At 60.7% G+C, this 19326-nt stretch carries 17 protein-coding genes; 10 read left to right on the top strand and 7 right to left on the bottom strand.

Annotation, left to right across the window (positions count from 1 at the left end; genetic code table 11):
- The first annotated feature begins 42 nt into the window (after positions 1–42).
- Positions 43–468 carry an Ivy family c-type lysozyme inhibitor gene (locus LQK83_RS01060; RefSeq protein ID WP_230836243.1) on the top strand — a complete coding sequence of 142 codons (426 nt, stop codon included), beginning with the start codon at positions 43–45 and terminating at the stop codon, positions 466–468.
- A gap of 64 nt (positions 469–532) precedes the next feature.
- On the opposite strand, the gene LQK83_RS01055 is transcribed toward LQK83_RS01060, so the two are convergent.
- Entirely contained in the window at positions 533–982 is a 450-nt protein-coding gene (locus LQK83_RS01055) for a GatB/YqeY domain-containing protein (RefSeq protein WP_230835439.1), read from the bottom strand.
- Between the two features lie 326 nt (positions 983–1308).
- Here LQK83_RS01055 and carA point away from each other — a divergent pair, with 326 nt between their 5' ends.
- Positions 1309–2520 (top strand): glutamine-hydrolyzing carbamoyl-phosphate synthase small subunit, encoded by a 1212-nt coding sequence (gene carA / locus LQK83_RS01050; RefSeq protein WP_230835438.1) that lies wholly within the window; start codon positions 1309–1311, stop codon positions 2518–2520.
- Between the two features lie 90 nt (positions 2521–2610).
- Here the strand turns inward: carA and LQK83_RS01045 are convergent, their stop codons facing one another.
- From LQK83_RS01045 to LQK83_RS01030, 4 genes are all read right to left on the bottom strand, one after another.
- Positions 2611–3984 (bottom strand): MATE family efflux transporter, encoded by a 1374-nt coding sequence (locus tag LQK83_RS01045; RefSeq protein WP_230835437.1) that lies wholly within the window; start codon positions 3982–3984, stop codon positions 2611–2613.
- Between the two features lie 197 nt (positions 3985–4181).
- Positions 4182–5096: a KPN_02809 family neutral zinc metallopeptidase gene (gene ypfJ, locus LQK83_RS01040; protein ID WP_230835436.1), complete on the bottom strand. Its 915-nt coding sequence runs from the start codon at positions 5094–5096 to the stop codon at positions 4182–4184.
- Between the two features lie 73 nt (positions 5097–5169).
- The gene (locus LQK83_RS01035) at positions 5170–5817 is read right to left on the bottom strand and encodes a glutathione S-transferase (protein ID WP_230835435.1); all 648 of its coding nucleotides are present in this window, start codon (positions 5815–5817) and stop codon (positions 5170–5172) included.
- 11 nt (positions 5818–5828) lie between these two features.
- Entirely contained in the window at positions 5829–6374 is a 546-nt protein-coding gene (locus tag LQK83_RS01030) for a DUF2306 domain-containing protein (protein ID WP_230835434.1), read from the bottom strand.
- Positions 6375–6466: 92 nt separating this feature from the next.
- Here LQK83_RS01030 and LQK83_RS21715 point away from each other — a divergent pair, with 92 nt between their 5' ends.
- Complete coding sequence (locus tag LQK83_RS21715; RefSeq protein ID WP_230835433.1) at positions 6467–7318, top strand: LytTR family DNA-binding domain-containing protein; 852 nt, start codon at positions 6467–6469, stop codon at positions 7316–7318.
- An 11-nt stretch (positions 7319–7329) separates the two neighbouring features.
- Here LQK83_RS21715 and LQK83_RS01020 read toward each other — a convergent pair whose 3' ends face one another.
- Positions 7330–8256, bottom strand: coding sequence for a DMT family transporter (locus LQK83_RS01020; protein WP_230835432.1), 927 nt, complete (start codon positions 8254–8256; stop codon positions 7330–7332).
- Positions 8257–8352: 96 nt separating this feature from the next.
- Positions 8353–8865 (bottom strand): MarR family winged helix-turn-helix transcriptional regulator, encoded by a 513-nt coding sequence (locus LQK83_RS01015; RefSeq protein WP_230835431.1) that lies wholly within the window; start codon positions 8863–8865, stop codon positions 8353–8355.
- Between the two features lie 197 nt (positions 8866–9062).
- On the opposite strand from LQK83_RS01015, the gene LQK83_RS01010 reads away from it, so the two are divergent.
- The 7 genes from LQK83_RS01010 (at position 9063) to LQK83_RS00980 (ending at position 19135) form a co-directional block, all read left to right on the top strand.
- Positions 9063–10532: an MDR family MFS transporter gene (locus LQK83_RS01010; RefSeq protein WP_230835430.1), complete on the top strand. Its 1470-nt coding sequence runs from the start codon at positions 9063–9065 to the stop codon at positions 10530–10532.
- A 163-nt stretch (positions 10533–10695) separates the two neighbouring features.
- The gene (locus tag LQK83_RS01005) at positions 10696–11628 is read left to right on the top strand and encodes a phosphatase PAP2 family protein (RefSeq protein ID WP_230835429.1); all 933 of its coding nucleotides are present in this window, start codon (positions 10696–10698) and stop codon (positions 11626–11628) included.
- Between the two features lie 157 nt (positions 11629–11785).
- A complete protein-coding gene (carB, locus tag LQK83_RS01000; RefSeq protein WP_230835428.1) occupies positions 11786–15271 on the top strand; it encodes a carbamoyl-phosphate synthase large subunit in 3486 nt (1161 codons plus the stop codon).
- A gap of 175 nt (positions 15272–15446) precedes the next feature.
- Positions 15447–15791, top strand: a complete 345-nt coding sequence (locus LQK83_RS00995) for a hypothetical protein (RefSeq protein WP_230835427.1) — start codon at positions 15447–15449, stop codon at positions 15789–15791.
- A 99-nt stretch (positions 15792–15890) separates the two neighbouring features.
- Positions 15891–17150, top strand: a complete 1260-nt coding sequence (locus tag LQK83_RS00990; RefSeq protein ID WP_230835426.1) for a DUF2235 domain-containing protein — start codon at positions 15891–15893, stop codon at positions 17148–17150.
- Positions 17151–17224: 74 nt separating this feature from the next.
- Positions 17225–18127, top strand: a complete 903-nt coding sequence (gene ppk2 / locus LQK83_RS00985) for a polyphosphate kinase 2 (protein WP_230835425.1) — start codon at positions 17225–17227, stop codon at positions 18125–18127.
- 156 nt (positions 18128–18283) lie between these two features.
- Complete coding sequence (locus tag LQK83_RS00980) at positions 18284–19135, top strand: GGDEF domain-containing protein (RefSeq protein ID WP_230835424.1); 852 nt, start codon at positions 18284–18286, stop codon at positions 19133–19135.
- The last annotated feature ends 191 nt before the right edge of the window (positions 19136–19326 follow it).

Genomic DNA, 19326 nt, shown 5'->3' with positions numbered 1-19326 from the left:
AAAGTCACGTTGAATCAAAGTCCAAACGGAGAACTCCGCTTGATGCGTCTCGCTCTGATCGCCGCCGCTGTTTTTGTGACAGCTTTCCAAGCCCAGGCAGAGGACGTCAAGTTCGCGCCGACCGATGCCAAGAAACCGTATCTGATGGATGCGTTGAGAGACAGGACCGTCCGCGCGCCCATCGTCTCGCTCATCACGCGCGAAGAGCTGCCTCACTGGGCCAAAGGCATCATCAAGAACCGCAACTACACCGCCCAGCCCGTGCTGACGACAATTTCGCCGCTGCCGGGAACGGATGTCTACAACGCCTGCGAAGCGCATAATTGCAGCGAAGCCCGCATCTCTATCCTGGTGACCCCGCAGCGGAAGCATGCCTATGCTCTGCTGAAGGAAGGCAAGACGCTCCGCTTCGTGGGCGGGCCGAAGCCGCAGCAGCAGGCTATCCTCAGCGCCGCCATGGCGAAGTGAGGCGGCCGCCTTGTGCGGTCGGGAAAGGCTGGAACCGCTTCCCCGACCGGCATGACCTGTGGGTCTACTTCAAGAGCTCCTTGAGGATCGCCGAAGCCTTGGCGAAATCCATCTGGCCGGGATAGCGCTCTTTCAGAAGCGCGACGCATTTGCCCATGTCGCGCAGACCCAACGCCCCCGTTTCAGCGATGACACCTACACAGATTTCCCGAACCTTCTCGTCCGATAGCTGTTCCGGCATGAAGCTGCGGATGATGTCCATTTCCTCGCGTTCCTGATCGGCGAGATCGGCGCGGCCGTTTTCCGCATAGATCTTCGTCGATTCCTCGCGCTGCTTGATCATCTTGGCGAGGACCTGCAGGATATCCTCGTCGCTGATCTGCTCGTGCCCCGGCGCGCGCGTGGCAATGTCCCGATCCTTGATCGCGGCCATGATGAGACGGACGGTCGCAAGCCGCCGCGTGTCCTTGGCCTTCATGGCATCCTTCATGGCTTGTGAGAGCGTGTCGCGCATCGAATTTTCCCTTGTCAGTCGCCGGCCAACGAAAGATTTTTCCAGCAGGCGCTACAGCTTGCGGCGGCTCTTTCAATCCCGGCATTTTTCGGATTTCAGTGCGCCGTACTTAGGCTCTCGTCTGCCACCAATCAAACAAAATGAATAATCGATTGAAAAGATTAGCCTTTTAAAACGAGGAATCGTCCCGCCAAAGGTTGACCCCAAGGGATGCCCGCACTATTTTCCCGGCCTTAGCACACAGACAGATGGATTTCGCATCCGCGGCGCAGGCAACTGCGAGCCGCGCCCTTGCCGCGAACCCGTCAAACCGCCGGAGAAAAGCCATGGCCACCGCCCCCTGGACGACTGAAAAGCCCACCGCCCTTCTGGTCCTCGCCGACGGAACGGTCATCGAAGGCAAGGGCATCGGCGCCACGGGCCATGTCCAGGCCGAGGTCGTCTTCAACACCGCGCTCACCGGCTACGAGGAAATCCTCACCGATCCCTCCTATCTCGGCCAGATCGTCACCTTCACCTTCCCCCATATCGGCAATGTCGGCACGAACGAGGAAGATATCGAAGACCTGACGCCCGCAGCCCGCAAGGGCGCTGTCGGCGTCATTTTCAAGGCCGATATCACCGATCCGTCCAACTATCGCGCCGCCAAGCATCTCGACCAGTGGCTGAAGGCCCGCGGCGTCATCGGCCTGTGCGGCGTCGATACCCGCGCGCTCACCGCCTGGATCCGCGAAAACGGCGCGCCGAACGCCGTCATCGCCCACGAGCCCTCGGGCACGTTCGACGTTGAAGCGCTGAAGAAGGACGCCAAAGCCTGGAGCGGCCTGATCGGTCTCGACCTCGCCATCGAAGCGACCTCCGGCCAGTCCTCGCGCTGGAACGAGCGCCCGTGGGTCTGGAACGAAGGCACGAGCGAACTCGGCGACGCCGACGCCCGCTACCACATCGTCGCCGTCGACTATGGCGTGAAGCGCAACATCCTGCGCCTCTTTGCCGGTCTCGACTGCCGCGTCACCATCGTTCCGGCCAAGACGTCGGCTGAAGACATCCTGGCGCTGAACCCGGACGGTATCTTCCTGTCGAACGGCCCCGGCGACCCGGCCGCCACCGGCGAATATTCCGTTCCGGTCATCCGCAAGCTGATCGACAGCGGCCTGCCGCTCTTCGGCATCTGCCTTGGCCACCAGATGCTCGCTCTGGCGCTGGGCGCCGAGACCGAGAAGATGCATCAGGGCCATCATGGCGCCAACCACCCGGTCAAGGATTACACGACCGGCAAGGTGGAAATCGTGTCGATGAACCATGGTTTCGCAGTTGCCTCGAAGTCGCTGCCGGAAGGTGTTGAGGAGACTCACGTTTCCCTCTTCGACGGCACCAATTGCGGCATCCGCGTCGTCGGCAAGCCGGTCTTCTCGGTGCAGCATCACCCGGAGGCTTCGCCCGGCCCGCAGGACAGCCACTACCTCTTCCGCCGCTTCATCAACCTCGTGCGCGAGCGCAAGGGCGAGCCGGCGCTGAACGAACGCAGCGCCGCCTGATCGACCAGCCCGCGACCTGACGCACAAAAGCCCCGTGCATCCTTTCGAAGCACGGGGCTTTTCTTTGACTTCTTAAGGCCGCGGGAGCTTTCAGGCGAGCCGGTTGCGGCGTGCCAGATAATAGAAGCGGCCGTTGAGCGCGATGGAGGCCGCCGCCAGTCCCAGCATGAAGCCGTACCAGATGCCGATCCCGCCAAAGCCCAGCGGGAAGGCAAGCAGATAGGCGCTGGTAAAGCCGATGCCCCAATAGCTGACGATCGCCAGAACCATCGGCACGGTCGAGTCCTTGAGGCCGCGGGCAAGGCCTGCTCCGATCGCCTGCAGCCCGTCAAAGAGCTGGAAGGCGCCGGCGACGATGATGAACGGGCCTGCCGTTGCGATCAACTCTGCCGCATTGTTTGAATCCGGATCGACGAAAAGCCGCGCAAGCGATTCTCTTTCCACGATAAAGAGGATACAGCTCGCGAGCGCAAACCCGGTGGCAAGCAGTACGGCTGCGCCTCCCGCCCGCATCACATCGGCACGCTTGCCTGCCCCCGCCGCCAGGCCAACGCGAACAGTCGCGGCCTGTGCCAGCCCGAGCGGCACCATGAAGGACATGGAGGCGAACTGCAGCGCAATGCCATGCGCGGCAAGCTCAACCGTCCCGATCCAGCCCATCATGAGAGAGGCAACGGTGAAGAGGCTGACTTCCGCCAGAACCATCAGGCCGACCGGAATACCAAGCCGCACCACCTCGCCCAACGCCTGCCAGTCAGGCCGCCAGAAGCGGGTAAACAGGCCATAGGCCGCCAGGATCGGCACGCGCTCGATATAGACGACCGCAGCCACGAAGCCGAACAGGTTCACGCCAGCCGCCACATAGGCCGCCGCATGCATGCCGAAGGCCGGCATGCCGAAATGCCCCAGCACGAAGGCATAGGCAAAGACAGCGTTGAGCACGAGGACCGCAACCGTCACATAAAGGATGATGGCCGCGCGCTTGAGTGCGCTGAGGAACGAGCGCAGCACCATAAACTGCAGCGCCGGAATGATGCCAAAGCCGGCAATGTGCAGGTAGGACGCCGCATAGGCCGCCACGTCCGGCTTCTGCCCGAGCAGGAGCAGGATCGGCTCCGAGTAAAGGAACAGCGGAATGCACAGGATGGAGAAGGCGAGCGACGCCCACATGCCCATGCGGATCGCGCGGCGCACGCCGCGCTCGTCGCCAACTGCCAGCGCATGCGTCGCCAGCGGGATCGCCGCCGTCGAAAAGCCGCTGCCCAGAATGAAGATCGTGAAGAAGAACTGCGAGGCCAGCACGATCGCCGCCAGCTCGGTGGTTCCCAACTGGCTGATGATGAGCACATCCGTCGTGTTGATCGCCAGCTGCGCGATCTGAGCGCCGATCAGCGGTGCACCGAGCAACGCCGTGTCCGCCAGATGCCGGCCCCAGGAGCCGCCTGTTTTCAATGCCTGTTCCATATCGATTCTCGAGGCGCTTTATCTTAGCCACCGGTCAGGAAAGCGCTAAAAGCATCCCGGCAGTCTCAATTTGCGCGAGAACCTAGCTTAAAAAAGCGGCAAATGGCACCCCGGAAAAGTACCGCGTTGATGAAATTTCTTGATAGAGCGCAAAGGCGGGCGAATGGGACAAGCCCATTCGACCCTCCATGTACGGCTCAAATCGCGCCGCTGAACGTATCGCAGGCCGAAAGCTTGCCGGTGTCGAAACCGCGCTGAAACCACTTCATGCGTTGCGCTGACGTGCCATGCGTGAAGCTGTCGGGAACGACATAGCCCCGGCCCTGCTTCTGCAGCGCGTCGTCACCGATCTGGTGGGCGGCATTGAGAGCTTCTTCCAGATCGCCCGATTGCAGAATACCCTTCTGCTGGGTGAACTTGCCCCAGATGCCGGCAAAACAGTCGGCCTGCAGCTCGACCCGCACGGACATGGCATTCGCCTGCGTCTCGCTCATGCTTTTGCGCGCCTGGTTGAACTTCGGCAGAATGCCGAGAAGGTTCTGCACATGGTGGCCAACCTCATGCGCGATCACATAGGCATCGGCGAAGTCACCGCCAGCCGAGAACTTGGTCTGCATCTCGTGGAAGAAATCCGTGTCGAGATAGACCTTGCGATCGGACGGACAATAGAAGGGCCCGACGGCAGCACTGGCCTCGCCGCAGGCCGAGTTCCAGCGGCCTGAATACATGACCAGCTTCGGCCGCTCGTAATTCTTGCCCATGGATTCGAAAATGCCGCTCCAGGTATCTTCCGTATCGGCCAGCACCTGCGAGACAAATTTCTTCATGTCATCGTTCTGCGCGGTGTTGCTGGCCGGATTTTGCGACTGGCTGTAGCTTGACCCGGCCTGCCTGCTGGGCTCGCCGGAGAGAAGCTGCAGGAGATCGATCCCGAGCGCAAACTTGCACACAAGATAGATCACCGCGAAGATCAGGAGAGTACGGAAGGAAAAACCGCCAAGCGGGATGCCGCCCGGAATGTTAAATCCCCCACCGCGCCCGACAGGCCCGCCATCGGACTGACCCCGCACATCCTCGATATTGTCGGATTCCCGGCGTCCGTTCAGATCCATAGCGAGCCCCTCTCAACCGCTGACATCACCCTTCTATCCGAATTGAGCGGCGCGGCAAATCTATGGCGCAGCCTCAGCTCACCTTTTCACTGGCCCGCTTGTGAGCGTCCCGCGTCTTGATCGCCTGAAGCCATTTCTGGATCGCGGGATAGCCGGAACCGAGGCCAGCCCGCGTGACGGCAGCCTCCACCGGAAAACTCATGATGATGTCGGCGGCCGAAAAGGCAGAGCCGGCAAACCAACCGTTCTCGGAAAGCTCCGCCTCCCACAGATCGGCATTCTCCTTCAGCTGCGGATCGATCATGCGCCCCATGATGCCGCCGCTGATCGCCCTGGCGAAGGGCTTCATGAAGAAGGGAACCTGTTTCGGGATCATGGTGAAGATCAGTTTCATGACCAGAAGCGGCATGGCCGAACCTTCGGCATAATGAAGCCAATAGGTATAGGCCAGACGCTCCGGCGTTCCTGGCTGCGGCACGAGGCCCTTCGGATCGTATTTATCCAGGAGATATTCGAAGATCGCCCCACTCTCGGCAATCACCAGACCGTCGTCTTCCAGAACCGGCGACTTGCCGAGCGGATGCACCTTCTTCAATTCGGCCGGCGCACGATAATCAGGACCGCGCCGGTAGAATTTGATCTCGTAGTCGAGGCCAAGCTCTTCAAGCAGCCAGATCAGCCGATGGGCGCGGGAGTTGTTGAGGTAATGGACGATCAGCACATGGTTCTCCGTCAGGCATTTTCTAAACGTCGCGCATTCCGGGCAGGCCGCCGCGCGGACCGGAAACGCGTAGCATACATCGCACAGGCATATCCAATCGCAACCACAATACCGGCTGCCAGGATCGAATGCCGAACAGTATCCGCATCAGAACCGACGGAGCCACCCAGAACGATCTGGTTCATCAGCCGGCCCGGCCAGAATGTGAAAAGCCCCGCACCGAAGATGCCGCCGATATAGGCGCTGATCAGGGCGGATTTATGCGCCCGGATGTTTCCGCGCCGAACCTGCCAGATCGCGAGCGCACAGGAAACGATTACGACGACAGAGAGAAGATGGATCGGGCTGAAAGCACCCCAAACCCGGATTTGGTGGATAAAGAAGGTGGAGATTGCCGTCAGGATCATCAGCGCCACCCAGATGCGACCAAGGCGTTTGTGGCGCGCTGTACCCTTTCGGGTCATGAGGACATAGGCGCCGAGAAATGCCGCAGGGATGACGGTACAAACGTGAAACTGTACCGCGAAGGAGGCGTCGAGAAAGGGCTGAAGGTTCATTTGGCACACTCCGGGGGATTGCAACTGGCCTCTGCTTCGTCCAATTGTTTCCGCCGATCAAATCCGTGTACGCACGTTGAAGGGGCACATACGTGAACGGTGGCAAATTGCACTCCGCGCTTCGCGAATTGCAGGATTTCGCAAGCTCCAGAAACTTCTGGATCGTGCTGGCGGCCATCGTCTTGCTGTTCACCGCCATTGGCCCGTTTGGCACGGGCCAGCATCTCGGGGTCTTGCCGCGCTTCGGCTTCTGGCTGGTGAGCATCTTCGTCAGTACCGGGATTGCCATCGTCTTCGTGATCCTTGCCGAACTGTACCTGGACGGACTGATCGCAGCGCCCTTCCCCCGTATGTTTCTGGGCTCGCTCGCCTCCTGCCCCGTCATCGGCCTGTCGACGATGTTCATCGTCTATTCCTGGCGCGGCCCGGAACCGTCCTGGCAGGCCTATCTGGAAAACACCGCACAAGCCCTCCCGATCTCCGTGGTTTTCACGCTGATTTTCTGGGCCTCGATGCGGCATGAAAAGCAGATCCGGATGGTGACGGACGCGGCCAATGCCTCTGCAGCAGCCGTCTCTGCACCCTTTTCGGCAGAAGCAGGCATGCAGCCTTCACGGACACCGGAGCCGCCTGCCCTTCTATCCCGTCTCAAGCCGGAAAATCGCGGCCCGATCCTGCGCCTTTCGGCGGAAGATCATTACACGATGACGGTCACGAGTCGCGGACGCGAACTGATCCTCATCCGCTTCTCCGATGCGCTCTCGGAACTCGCAGAGACAGAGGGGACACAGATCCACCGTTCGCACTGGATCGCCCGCGCCGCCTTCGAGGCCCTGGCCTCAAGGGACGGCAAGCTGCTGGCGCGTCTGAAAGACGGAACGGAACTGCCCGTCAGCCGCAGCTTCGCAAGCGAAGTCAAGGCAAAGGTCGCGAGCTGGAACTGACACTTGTGTTTTCAGGCCGTCTTCGGACGCGCTACCCAGATGCCGCAGAGAATGACCAGTCCGCCACCCGCCTGAAGCAGCGACACCGGCTCATCGAGCAGGATCCAGGCGATGATCGCTGCGGCAATCGCCTCGAGGAAAATGACCAGCGACGAGAATACGGTCGGCAGACGGCCCAGCGCGATGGAGAGCAGCCCCTGCCCGCCGGCATGACTGACAAAGGCGAGCGTCAGGAGAATCCCCCAGCCATAGCCACTCTTCGGCAGAATATGCGGCTCCATGACCAGGGCCACAACGAAAAGCAGTGCCGCCGTGATGAGACTCATTTCGAACGTGACGCGTGCCGCTCCGCTCTTCAGGCGCGCAGCGCCGACTGCGAGGAAATAGAGACCGAAGAACACGCCGGTGACGATGCCCATCATGTCCCCCAGCGCATGAGCGGGATTGAAGGCGAGACTCTCCGCCACCAGCGCCGAACCGCCGACCAGGCACAGCCCCAGGCCGAACAGCGTCATGCGGCTCACCTTCTGGCGCAATAACAGCCAGCCGAAAACAACCACCCAGAGCGGCGCCATGGTGGCGAAGAACGTGCCATTGGCGATGCTCGTATGCATCACCGTCAGATGCCAGAAGAAGAGATCGCCGGTAAAGGCGAGGCCCGCCAGGATCGTTCCGAGCGGAAAATGCGCCCGCGGCGCATCCGGTCGCTGCCGCTCCTCCTGCAGCATCCAGAACCACAGGACAGGCAGCGCCAGAAAAACGCGCCAGAAGGCGCTGGCATAGGGGCCGACATCGGCAAGCCGCACAAGCGACGGGGAAATGCTCATCGCCAGCGCCGCGGCAATCATGGCGACAAGGCCAAGCGCGAAGCCCGCCGGTCGCCCCGAAGGCGCCACAGCGGCTGCAGTTTCAGGCTTCGGTGAAGCATCGATGATCATGGAGGGGACTTTCGGGAAAAACGACCCCCGCCTTCTGACAGAATCGCGGCGTCATGGAAATGTCTTTTTGAGACGCTCCATAGGCCGGATGGGAAATCAGACCTCGGAGGACTTCGCCATTTGCTCGAACTCCTCGACGAATTTCAGGTAGAGGCGCCCGAAATGCGCGATATCGTCCACGCTCCAGTCTGCGACGATGGATTCGATCAGGTCGCGCTTGACGCTCTGGGCCTCGCGGAAATAGGCGCGTGCCTTGTCGGTGAGTTCGACCACCGCGCGCCGCGCATCGGCCTGCGAGACGGAGCGGACGAGGAATTCACCTTGCACGAGCTCGGAAATCAGCCGGCTGCTGCGGGATGGATCGACATGCATCATGTCCGCCACCGCCCCGACCGTCACCTCGCTGCTCTCGGAAATTCGCCGGACCGCCTCGATGACGTCGAGATGCGACAGCTCGAGCGTCGGCGCCGCCCTCTTCATCGCCATACGGCCGATGATGCGTCGGCCAATCATCAGGCGCATGCGCGACATCGCCTGCGATATCCGCGCGATATCCGCCGCGGCGGCAGACTTTTCACCGTTGGACGCGTGTTCGGCCTTGGCGCTCATGACGATAAAAACTCCTCCTGATCCTGCTGAAGTATAACAAATTTAATTGCACTTGTCACGCATATGAATTTGACATTTGTTTGATGTAGGCACATAAATGCGCGACTTCCCATACGCTGCACTATCGGAATTGTCCTGTCATGCACAACCGTTTGAAAAATGCGAGCCCCGAGGCCGAAATTCATCATGAAGCGCCCATGGGACTCGACCACAAGCGCCGGCTGATCATCTTCGCATTTCTCTTGACGGGCGTGTTCATGGCCACGCTCGACAACCAGATCGTGGCGACGGCGCTGCCGACGATCGTCGGCGAGTTCGGGCAACTGGAACGCTTCGGCTGGGTCGGCTCTGCCTATCTTCTCGCCTCCAGTGCAGTCATGCCTCTTTACGGGAAGCTCGGCGATCTGTTCGGACGCAAATATGTGATGATGGCGGCTGTCTTCATCTTTACCCTGGGCTCCGCCACCTGCGGTCTTGCGGTCTCGATGGACACGCTGATTGCCGCGCGCGTCCTGCAGGCGCTGGGCGGCGGCGGCATCATGGTCTCGATCTTCTCGATCAACGCCGATCTCTTCGAGCCGCGTGAACGGGCGAAATACCAGAGCTATTCGAGCCTGATGCTGATGCTTTCGGGTGCGGTCGGACCGGCGCTCGGGGGCGTGATGAGCGACGTTTTCGGCTGGCGGTCCATCTTCCTCGTCAACCTGCCCGTCGGCATCGTCGTCCTGCTCGGCATCGGCGCCATGCTGCCTTACAAGCGTCCGCATCGTAAACCGAAGATCGACTATATCGGCGCGCTCCTTCTGGCGGCCGCCATTGCAAGCCTCGTCCTTTGGGCAGACAGCTCGGAACTGTTCGGCGGCCTGCTCGCGCCTCAAAGCCTCGCCATCCTCGGCATCGGCGCGCTCTGCATCGTCTTCTGGATCCAGGTGGAAAAGCGCGTGGCCGAACCGGTCGTGCCCCTGAGCCTTTTCTCGAAGTCGACGGTCAATCTTCTCCTGGTCTTCTCCATGGCAAGCGGCGCAATCGGCATCGGCCTTTCGACCTATTTTGCGCTTTATCTCCAGTCCGCCGTGGGCCTCACCCCGACCAACGCGGGTCTCCTGTTCATCCCGCTGACCGGCGGCATCGCCATCGGTTCCGTCACCTCCGGCCGCATCATGTCGCGCACGGGTCGCTACAAGATCTTTGCCGTCATTTCAGGCTGCTCGGGCGTTGTCGCGCTGACGATCATCGCCTTCCTGCCGCTCTCCGCCCCGCTCTGGGTCATCGCGCCGCTGCTGCTGCTCAACGGGCTTGGCATCGGCGTTGCCCAGCAGGTTCCGGTTCTCGGTGTCCAGAACGCAGCCGACAAGCGCGATACGGGCGCCGCGACCGGCGTGGTCACGCTCACCCGCATGGGCGGCGCCTCCATCGGCATCTCTGTCTATGGCGCGATCCTTGCGGCCAGCGTCGCCCATCTTGCCAAGCCCATTCCCGGCGTCGACGACATCGAAAAGCTGACCCCGAAAGACGCTGCAGCCCTCCCGGAAGCCGCTCGCCATCTCGTCGCCGAAGTCTATCACGGCGCCTTCCACCCGCTCTTCCTGACGGGTGCCATCATCGGCTTTATTGCGCTGATCTGCGCGGTGAGCTTGAAGAATGTACAGCTGCCGGTCAAAAAGTAGGATATTCTACAATATAAAAATATATATATTATCTATACCGACAGACATCAGGACAGCCTCAAGATTTTTATTTTGAGCAAGCTCCTGAACTGGAAATACTGCGTTAACTCGCAGCGATCTAGGATCGCACCACATCGATCTGATATATATCCGGGGTGGTAAAATGCTAAAATTGCTGACATGGTTTTCGGCAGCATTTTGGCTTGTGATCGTCGCAATACTGCCTTTTACAGTCCTGCGTGTGGACCTCGAAGCATGGTTCATGGCGTTGGCTCCAGCAGCAATAGCGAGTGCCACTTTGGCGTTATACGCTCGTAGATGCGGGTTCCGTCGGGTTCAGGCTTTTGCGCAGGCTCTACTCTTTCACTTGCTTCTGCTTTTTCCCGTTGCGGCCTCGGCTTATATCGCGATGCAACTGCCTTTCGATTTCTCGGATCACCAGTTAAGTTTTGCCGATTCCGCCATAGGTTTCGACTGGAAAGCAACAATCGGGTTCATTGATGAGCGGCCGTGGCTTGGCCGCCTGTTTGGCTACGCCTATTCGGCATTCACGCCGCAGCTCATTGCATACCCATTGCTGCTCTCACTCGGCTCCGTTCCAACGCGGGCTTACAAGATGATTATGTGCTATGGTCTGATTGTTTTGGCTGCAAGCATCGTCGCAGCAACGGCACCGGCAGTGGGCGCATTTGCCGCCGCCGACATACACCACGCGAAAAATATTAGCTTGCAGTTCGCCCTCGATTTCGTTCCGCAACTGCAACAACTCAAGAGCGGTAACATTTTCGCCTTCGCACCGTTTAAGCTCGCAGGGGTCATATCTTTCCCATCGGTGCATGCAGCAGTGGCGGTTCTATGCGGATGGGCGTGGTGGCACCACAAGCTTCTCCGCTACCCCGTCGCGGCCATCAATGCTATGATGGCGGCATCCGCAATCCCCAATGGTGGGCATTACCTCGTCGATGTTATCGCAGGAATTGCCGTTGCCGCTTGGGCCATTCTCGCCGTCTCACGTCTGGAAACGCGCCTGAAATCACGTTCTGGTCTCCGGCCCGTTCAAATGGATTACGTGGGAGCAACGACCGTCCCCTCCTGACGGTACAAATCCCCAGAGAGTTACATTTTCGGGGTTGGTTTCCACAAAGACATTCCCTATAAGGCCCACCTAGCCTTTAAGTCACGAAGCCTGCACCCGGCCCGGTCAAGTACCGTCGCCGGTCTTTGTCGCAGGCCTACAAATATGGAATGACGCCATGCCGAAGCGCCAAGATCTCAAGTCCATCCTCATCATCGGCGCGGGGCCGATTGTCATCGGTCAGGCTTGCGAATTCGACTATTCAGGCACACAGGCCTGCAAGGCTCTCAAGGAAGAGGGTTACCGCGTCATTCTGGTCAACTCCAACCCGGCCACGATCATGACCGATCCGGGTCTGGCGGACGCGACCTATATCGAGCCGATCACCCCTGAAGTCGTCGCCAAGATCATCGCCAAGGAGCGCCCCGATGCGCTCCTTCCGACCATGGGCGGCCAGACGGCGCTCAACACCGCCCTCTCACTGAAGCGCATGGGCGTGCTCGACCGCTACAATGTCGAGATGATCGGCGCCAAGCCCGAAGCCATCGACAAGGCAGAAGACCGCGCGCTCTTCCGCGAGGCGATGGAAAAGATCGGTCTCGAAACGCCGAAGTCGATGCTGGCCAATGCCACCGACATCAAGAATGCCGACCGCAAGACGCATGAGGCCGCCCGCGCCAAGCTGCGCGCCGAGCTGTCCGGCGACGCGCTCGACAAGGCGCTCGACGAGCTGGAAAACCAGTGGAACCTTGGCGAGACCGACCGCAAGCAGCGCTATATCAGCCACGCAATGGCGGTCGCCGCGCAGGCGATCGATGTGGTCGGCCTTCCCGCCATCATCCGCCCGTCCTTCACCATGGGCGGCACCGGGGGCGGCATTGCCTATAACCGCTCGGAATTCTACGACATCGTCTCCGGCGGCCTCGACGCCTCGCCGACCACCGAAGTCCTGATCGAAGAAAGCGTTCTCGGCTGGAAGGAATACGAGATGGAAGTTGTCCGCGACAAGGCGGACAATTGCATCATCATCTGCTCGATCGAAAACATCGACCCGATGGGCGTCCACACCGGTGACTCGATCACCGTTGCCCCTGCGCTGACGCTGACCGACAAAGAATACCAGATCATGCGCAACGCCTCGATCGCGGTTCTGCGCGAGATCGGCGTCGAGACCGGTGGCTCGAACGTTCAGTTCGCCGTCAACCCGGAAAACGGCCGCCTCGTCGTCATCGAAATGAACCCGCGCGTGTCGCGCTCGTCCGCTCTTGCATCGAAGGCCACCGGCTTCCCGATCGCCAAGATCGCCGCCAAGCTCGCCGTCGGCTACACGCTGGACGAACTCGAAAACGACATCACCGGCGGCGCAACGCCGGCCTCGTTCGAACCGTCAATCGACTATGTCGTCACCAAGATCCCGCGCTTCGCCTTCGAGAAGTTCCCGGGCGCATCGCCGGTTCTGACGACCGCCATGAAATCGGTCGGCGAAGTGATGGCGATCGGCCGCACCTTCGCGGAATCGCTGCAGAAGGCCCTGCGCGGTCTTGAAACCGGCCTGACCGGCCTCGACGAAATCGAAATCCCCGGCCTCGGCGACGGCGACGACGACAAGAACGCCATCCGCGCCGCCATCGGCACGCCGACCCCGAACCGTCTGCGCCACGTCGCCCAGGCGCTGCGCCTCGGCATGTCGGAAGAAGAAGTGCATCAGGGCTGCAAGATCGACCCGTGGTTCATCGCCCAGCTCAAGAAGATCGTCGACATGGAAGCCCGCGTGCGCGAGCATGGCCTGCCGGAAGACGAGCAGAATCTGCGCATGCTGAAGGCCATGGGCTTCTCCGACGCCCGCCTCGCCTCGCTCACGGCCAAGACCGCCAAGGAAGTCGCGCACCTGCGCAACCGCCTTAACGTCCGCCCCGTCTACAAGCGCATCGACACCTGCGCTGCCGAATTTGCCTCGCCGACCGCCTACATGTACTCGACCTACGAGACGCCCTTTGCAGGTGCGACGCGCTCCGAAGCGCAGGTCTCGACGCGCAAGAAGGTCGTCATCCTCGGCGGCGGCCCGAACCGCATCGGCCAGGGCATCGAGTTCGACTATTGCTGCTGCCATGCCGCCTTCGCGCTGAAGGATGCCGGCTTTGAAGCCATCATGGTCAACTGCAACCCGGAAACGGTCTCGACCGACTACGACACCTCCGATCGCCTCTATTTCGAGCCGCTGACGGCCGAAGACGTGATCGAGATCATGCGCGCCGAGCAGGAAAGCGGCGAGCTCGTCGGCGTCATCGTGCAGTTCGGCGGCCAGACCCCGCTGAAACTGGCCGAAGCGCTCGAAAAGAATGGCATCCCGATCCTCGGCACCGCGCCGGACATGATCGACCTTGCCGAAGACCGCGACCGCTTCCAGAAGCTCCTCCAGAAGCTCGACCTGACGCAGCCGAACAACGGCATCGCCTATTCGGTCGAGCAGGCCCGCCTCGTCGCCGGCGAGATCGGGTTCCCGCTGGTCGTTCGCCCGTCCTATGTTCTGGGCGGCCGCGCCATGCAGATCATCCATTCGGAAGGCCAGCTCCAGTCCTACCTGCTGGATACAGTTCCGGAACTCGTGCCGGAAGACATCAAGGCGCGCTACCCGAACGACAAGACCGGCCAGATCAACACGCTGCTCGGCAAGAACCCGCTTCTCTTCGACAGCTACCTGACCAACGCCGTCGAAGTCGACGTCGACTGCCTCTGCGATGGCAAGGATGTGTTCGTTTCCGGCATCATGGAACATATCGAAGAAGCCGGCATCCATTCCGGCGATAGCGCCTGCTCGCTGCCCGTCCACACGCTGTCTAACGAGATGGTCGACGAACTGGAACGCCAGACCAAGGTTCTCGCCAAGGCGCTGAACGTCGGCGGCCTGATGAACGTCCAGTTCGCGGTCAAGGACGGCACGATCTACATTCTCGAAGTGAACCCGCGCGCCTCGCGCACCGTACCCTTCGTCGCCAAGACCATCGGCGCGCCGATCGCCAAGATCGCCGCCCGCATCATGGCCGGCGAAAAGCTCGACGAGGCCGTCGCCGCCTATGGCAAGAAGCCCGATCCGCGTGCGCTCAAGCACATCGCGGTCAAGGAAGCCGTCTTCCCCTTCGCCCGCTTCCCCGGCGTCGATACGCTGCTCGGCCCGGAAATGCGCTCGACCGGCGAAGTCATGGGCCTCGACACCGATTACGCGCTGGCGTTTGCCAAGTCGCAGCTCGGCGCCGGCGTCGATCTCCCGCGTGAAGGCACCGTCTTCGTCTCCGTGCGCGACGGCGACAAGGACCGCATCCTGCCCGCCATCCGCATCCTCGCCGACATCGGCTTCCGGGTGCTGGCAACCGGCGGCACCCAGCGCTTCCTCGCCGAAAACGGCATCGAGGCGATCAAGATCAACAAGGTGCTGGAAGGCCGCCCGCATATCGAGGACGCCATCCGCAACCGCCAGGTCCAGCTCGTCTTCAACACGACGGACGGCAACAAGGCGATTTCGGACTCAAAATCGCTGCGCCGCGCCGCGCTGATGCAGAAGGTGCCCTACTATACGACCATGTCGGGCTCTCTTGCAGCAGCGGAAGCGATCCGCGCTCTGAAGCAGGGCCAGCTGGAAGTGCGTCCGCTGCAGAGCTATTTCTGACTTCAGCATCGGTCCGCAGCCCGACGCGGGTTGCGGACCCAACCGCGACTCTGCCCGAATTAACGGTATTGTGTGGACCGATTAGGGGCCGCCAGAGTTTGCTTGACCGTATCCTTCTTCCAAGATAGCCCTTTCAGCGAGGGTACGTTTACATCTTGGGATTGTGAGGATTTTTATGAAGAAGATTGCAGTTCTCCTCCTGTGCGGCCTTGCCGTTTCGGGATGCACCACTGTGCCCTCAAAGACAAATTTTGAAACCGGCGCCGCCGCGCTTGCAGGCAGCAAGAGGCTGCGGAGTGAGACGACGGAAAAGTGCATCGCGCATGCGCATCTCTCCAGTCCACAGACAAGACATAACGTGGCGCTGCTTCTTGACGTCAAGGACTCGGAAGCTGATCGCGCAGCCTGCACGAGAATGATCAACGCGGTCGCAAGCGGACGCCTTTCCTACGAGGAAGTCGCGCAGATGCGCCTCGGGCACATGAGCCCGAGAGTGGTCAGGATTCTTCAGCAGCGATAGAGCGCGTCGGCAAGACGCGAATATATGCAAAAATAAAACCTGCAATTGAAAAAATTGAACAGACCCACTAAGATCCCCTTCATGACTATGGAGGGGATCGTGGCCAAGAACATCGTGATCATTTTCGACGGAACGTCCAACCAGATCAGCGGTGACCGCACCAACCCCTTGCGCCTCTACGGCTGCCTCGAAAGAAGCGCTCGGCAGCTCGTCTATTATGACCCTGGCGTGGGCACAATGGGTGTCAATCACGACACCAGCTGGCTCGCCAGCCGGATCTATGAAATCTGGGGGCTGGCCACAGGCTTCGGGCTCGATCAGAATGTTCTCGATGCCTATGGCTTCATTGTCGAGAATTTCGAAAGAAGCGCTCTCGACGCGTCTGGGCGCAAGACCGGCGAGGAAGATCGCATCACCATCATCGGCTTCAGCCGCGGCGCCTATTCCGCCCGCGTGCTCGCGGGTTTCATTCATGCTCTGGGTCTTGTCGAACCCTACCAGCTAAACCTGCTCGACTATGCCTACCGCACCTACAAGTCGATCCCCAAGACCGAGGATGACGACGGCATATCGCGCGAAACCTCAGGGCCAGACGCCGCTTTCCAGACGATGCGCCTCTACGAGCGAACGCTGCGGACCTACCGGCCCGCGATCAAGTCGCTGCTTCTGTTCGATACGGTATCCTCGGTCATTGAATGGGGTAAATACTACCCGCAACTGACCACACATCCCTTTACGCGCAAGAACCGCAGCGTCGAGGCCGTCAGGCACGCGGTTTCCATCGACGAGCGGCGCACCATGTTTCATCCGCAGCTTTGGCCAGCCGGCGAGAAATTCTGGGGCGGCCCGTTCCGGCCGAAGGATGCATTCGGAAACCCACTGCCGGACGCGGCCCTCCCGGATCAGAACGTCAAGGAGCGATGGTTTGCCGGCGTCCACGCCGATGTCGGCGGCGGCTATGTGGAGGCGGAAAGCGCGCTCGCAAAGGTTCCGCTGGAATGGCTGATCACAGAATCGGCGCAGAGCAATATTGGTCTGCTTTACGACGAAAGCGCGATCCAGACACTGCTCGGCAAGGCACCCGGCAGTCCTTATCCGGCGCCCTCTCCCGTCGCGAAACAGCACGAATCCCTCAAAGGTCTCTGGTGGATCATCGAGTGTATCCCGCGTCTTCGTCCGTGGCGTGAAGACGAACGGGGCCGGCCAAATCGCGGCTGGCGAGGCTGGATGATCCCGTTCGGTCGGCATCGCAAGATACCACAAGACGCCATCCTCCATCCCTCTGTCGGGACCCGCTTAGAAGAGCGCAAGGACTATCGTCCGCCCAACCTCCCCCCAAATCCGACCTTCGGCATCTGAACGTCATCCAACTGTCACAAGTCCTTCACAGAAGCCTGCTTCTCTCCGGCCAATTCGACGGAAGGATTTGACGAATGCAATATGACCTCGAGCGCATCAAGACGGAAATCGCCGACAGCTTCGATGAGGAGCTGGAAATGCAGATGGACGAGGATCAGCTCGATGAGCTCGTCGTCGACGGCATGACGCATGAGGCCGAGCCGACGCTCGACCGCAAGGTCTACTTCCGCGAACTCTTCCGACTGCAGCACGAGCTTGTGAAGCTGCAGGACTGGATCCAGCACAAGAAGCTCAAGGTCGTGGTGATCTTCGAAGGCCGCGATTCCGCCGGCAAGGGCGGCGCGATCAAGCGTGTCACGCAGCGCCTCAACCCGCGCGTCTGCCGCGTCGTGGCACTCCCTGCGCCGACCGAGCGCGAGCGTCACCAGTGGTATTTCCAGCGTTATGTGCCGCATCTGCCGAGCGCCGGCGAAATGGTTCTCTTCGACCGCTCCTGGTACAACCGCGCCGGTGTCGAGCGCGTCATGGGCTTCTGCACCAAGGACGAACTGGAAGAATTCTTCCGCTCCGTCCCGGAATTCGAGCGCATGCTTGTCCGCTCGGGCATCATCCTCATCAAGTACTGGTTCTCGATCACCGACGAGGAGCAGGAATTCCGCTTCAAGATGCGTATCCACGATCCGCTGAAGCAATGGAAGCTCTCGCCGATGGACCTCGAAAGCCGCGTCCACTGGGAAGACTACACCAAGGCCAAGGAAGAGATGCTGGACCGCACGCATACGCCCGAAACCCCGTGGTGGGTGGTCGAGGCGGTGGACAAGAAGCGCGCCCGCCTCAATTGCATCGCCCACCTCCTCAAGCAGATCCCTTACGAGGAAGTGCCGCGCCCGGCCATCGACCTGCCCGAGCGCGTCCATCACGATGACTATTACCGCAAGCCGGTACCCGAAGACATGTATGTGCCGAAGCTCTACTGAGCATCTGCACCAGAACGGCACGAAAATGCGGCTCCCTGTTACCAGGCGGTTAACACGGAGCCGCAGAATTTACACCGGGCTTAGACGGTTCCTCAGCAAAATTGACTTATAACAAGTCGGGCAAGGTCATCTTGTTTCGGCGCAGTCCGAACGACGATGATCCTGAACGGTCCGGTTGAAACAGGAATTCGCCTGTCGCCCGGCCCCAAGGACGCCGCGGTGAAGTCAGTCAAATTGAGCATGCGGGATTATGCGCTGATCGTCGCCGCGACGACCGGTTTCACGATCGTGGTCCTGGCTCTGGTCTTTGCGCTCGACTACGGCAACCTCACGGCTCAGACAAACGAACTCGTTTGGCTTAGCGTCCGCAATGACATTCTCGGCCCCGTTCTGATCGGCGGCCCCACATTCTTCTATCTCTTCTCGAAGCTTCGCCAACTAGCCCTTACCCGTGAGGCGCTGGAGCGCCTGGCCTTCACCGACAGCCTGACGGGTATCTTCAACCGGCGCGCGTTCCACAATGCGGTCGAGCCAGTTTTGCTCTCCGATACACCTGTGGCTGCGGCCATGCTGGTCATCGACGTCGATCATTTCAAGAAGGTCAACGACACGTTCGGCCATCACACCGGTGACGAAGCGCTGATCGCCGTCACGGAGGCGATCAAAGGCTGCCTTAGGGAGGATGAGGTCTTCGGTCGTATCGGCGGTGAGGAGTTTGCCGTGTTCACCCGTAGCGCCACAGCTGGTCTGGCCGCCCTCCAGGCCGAGCGCCTGCGAGCAGCCGTTGCAGCTGCTGAGTTTTCCCAAACGTTCCTGCCCACCCGACTGACCGTGAGCATCGGCGTCGCCTTCAGCGACACGGCGGCCACATATGAACAGCTCTATCGCGAGGCCGACGCTTGTCTTTATGAAGCAAAGCAGACGGGCCGCAACCGTGTTGTCGTCGCCTTCCGCGATCGGCATAGTACCTTTGCCGATACACCATCCCCTGCCGTGAGCGCGGCCTGAGACGCCGGACGTCGATTGACTGTTGCGTCCAGCACCCAGCCCAGTATCGATGACGGGAGCGAAGGACATCGAGGCAACAGGACAGATGGCGCACCCCATGCAAACAAGGAAGGATTTTCGGGCCGGCCTTGCCGCGTCGATCGTCCTCCACCTTGTTCTGCTCGCTTCTCTCCTGCGGTTCGCGCCTGCTT

Source organism: Rhizobium sp. C1 (assembly GCF_021026335.1).
Taxonomy (GTDB): domain Bacteria; phylum Pseudomonadota; class Alphaproteobacteria; order Rhizobiales; family Rhizobiaceae; genus Ensifer_A.
Note: the sequence above shows the minus strand (reverse complement) of the source record. Positions and strands in the feature narration are given on the sequence as shown.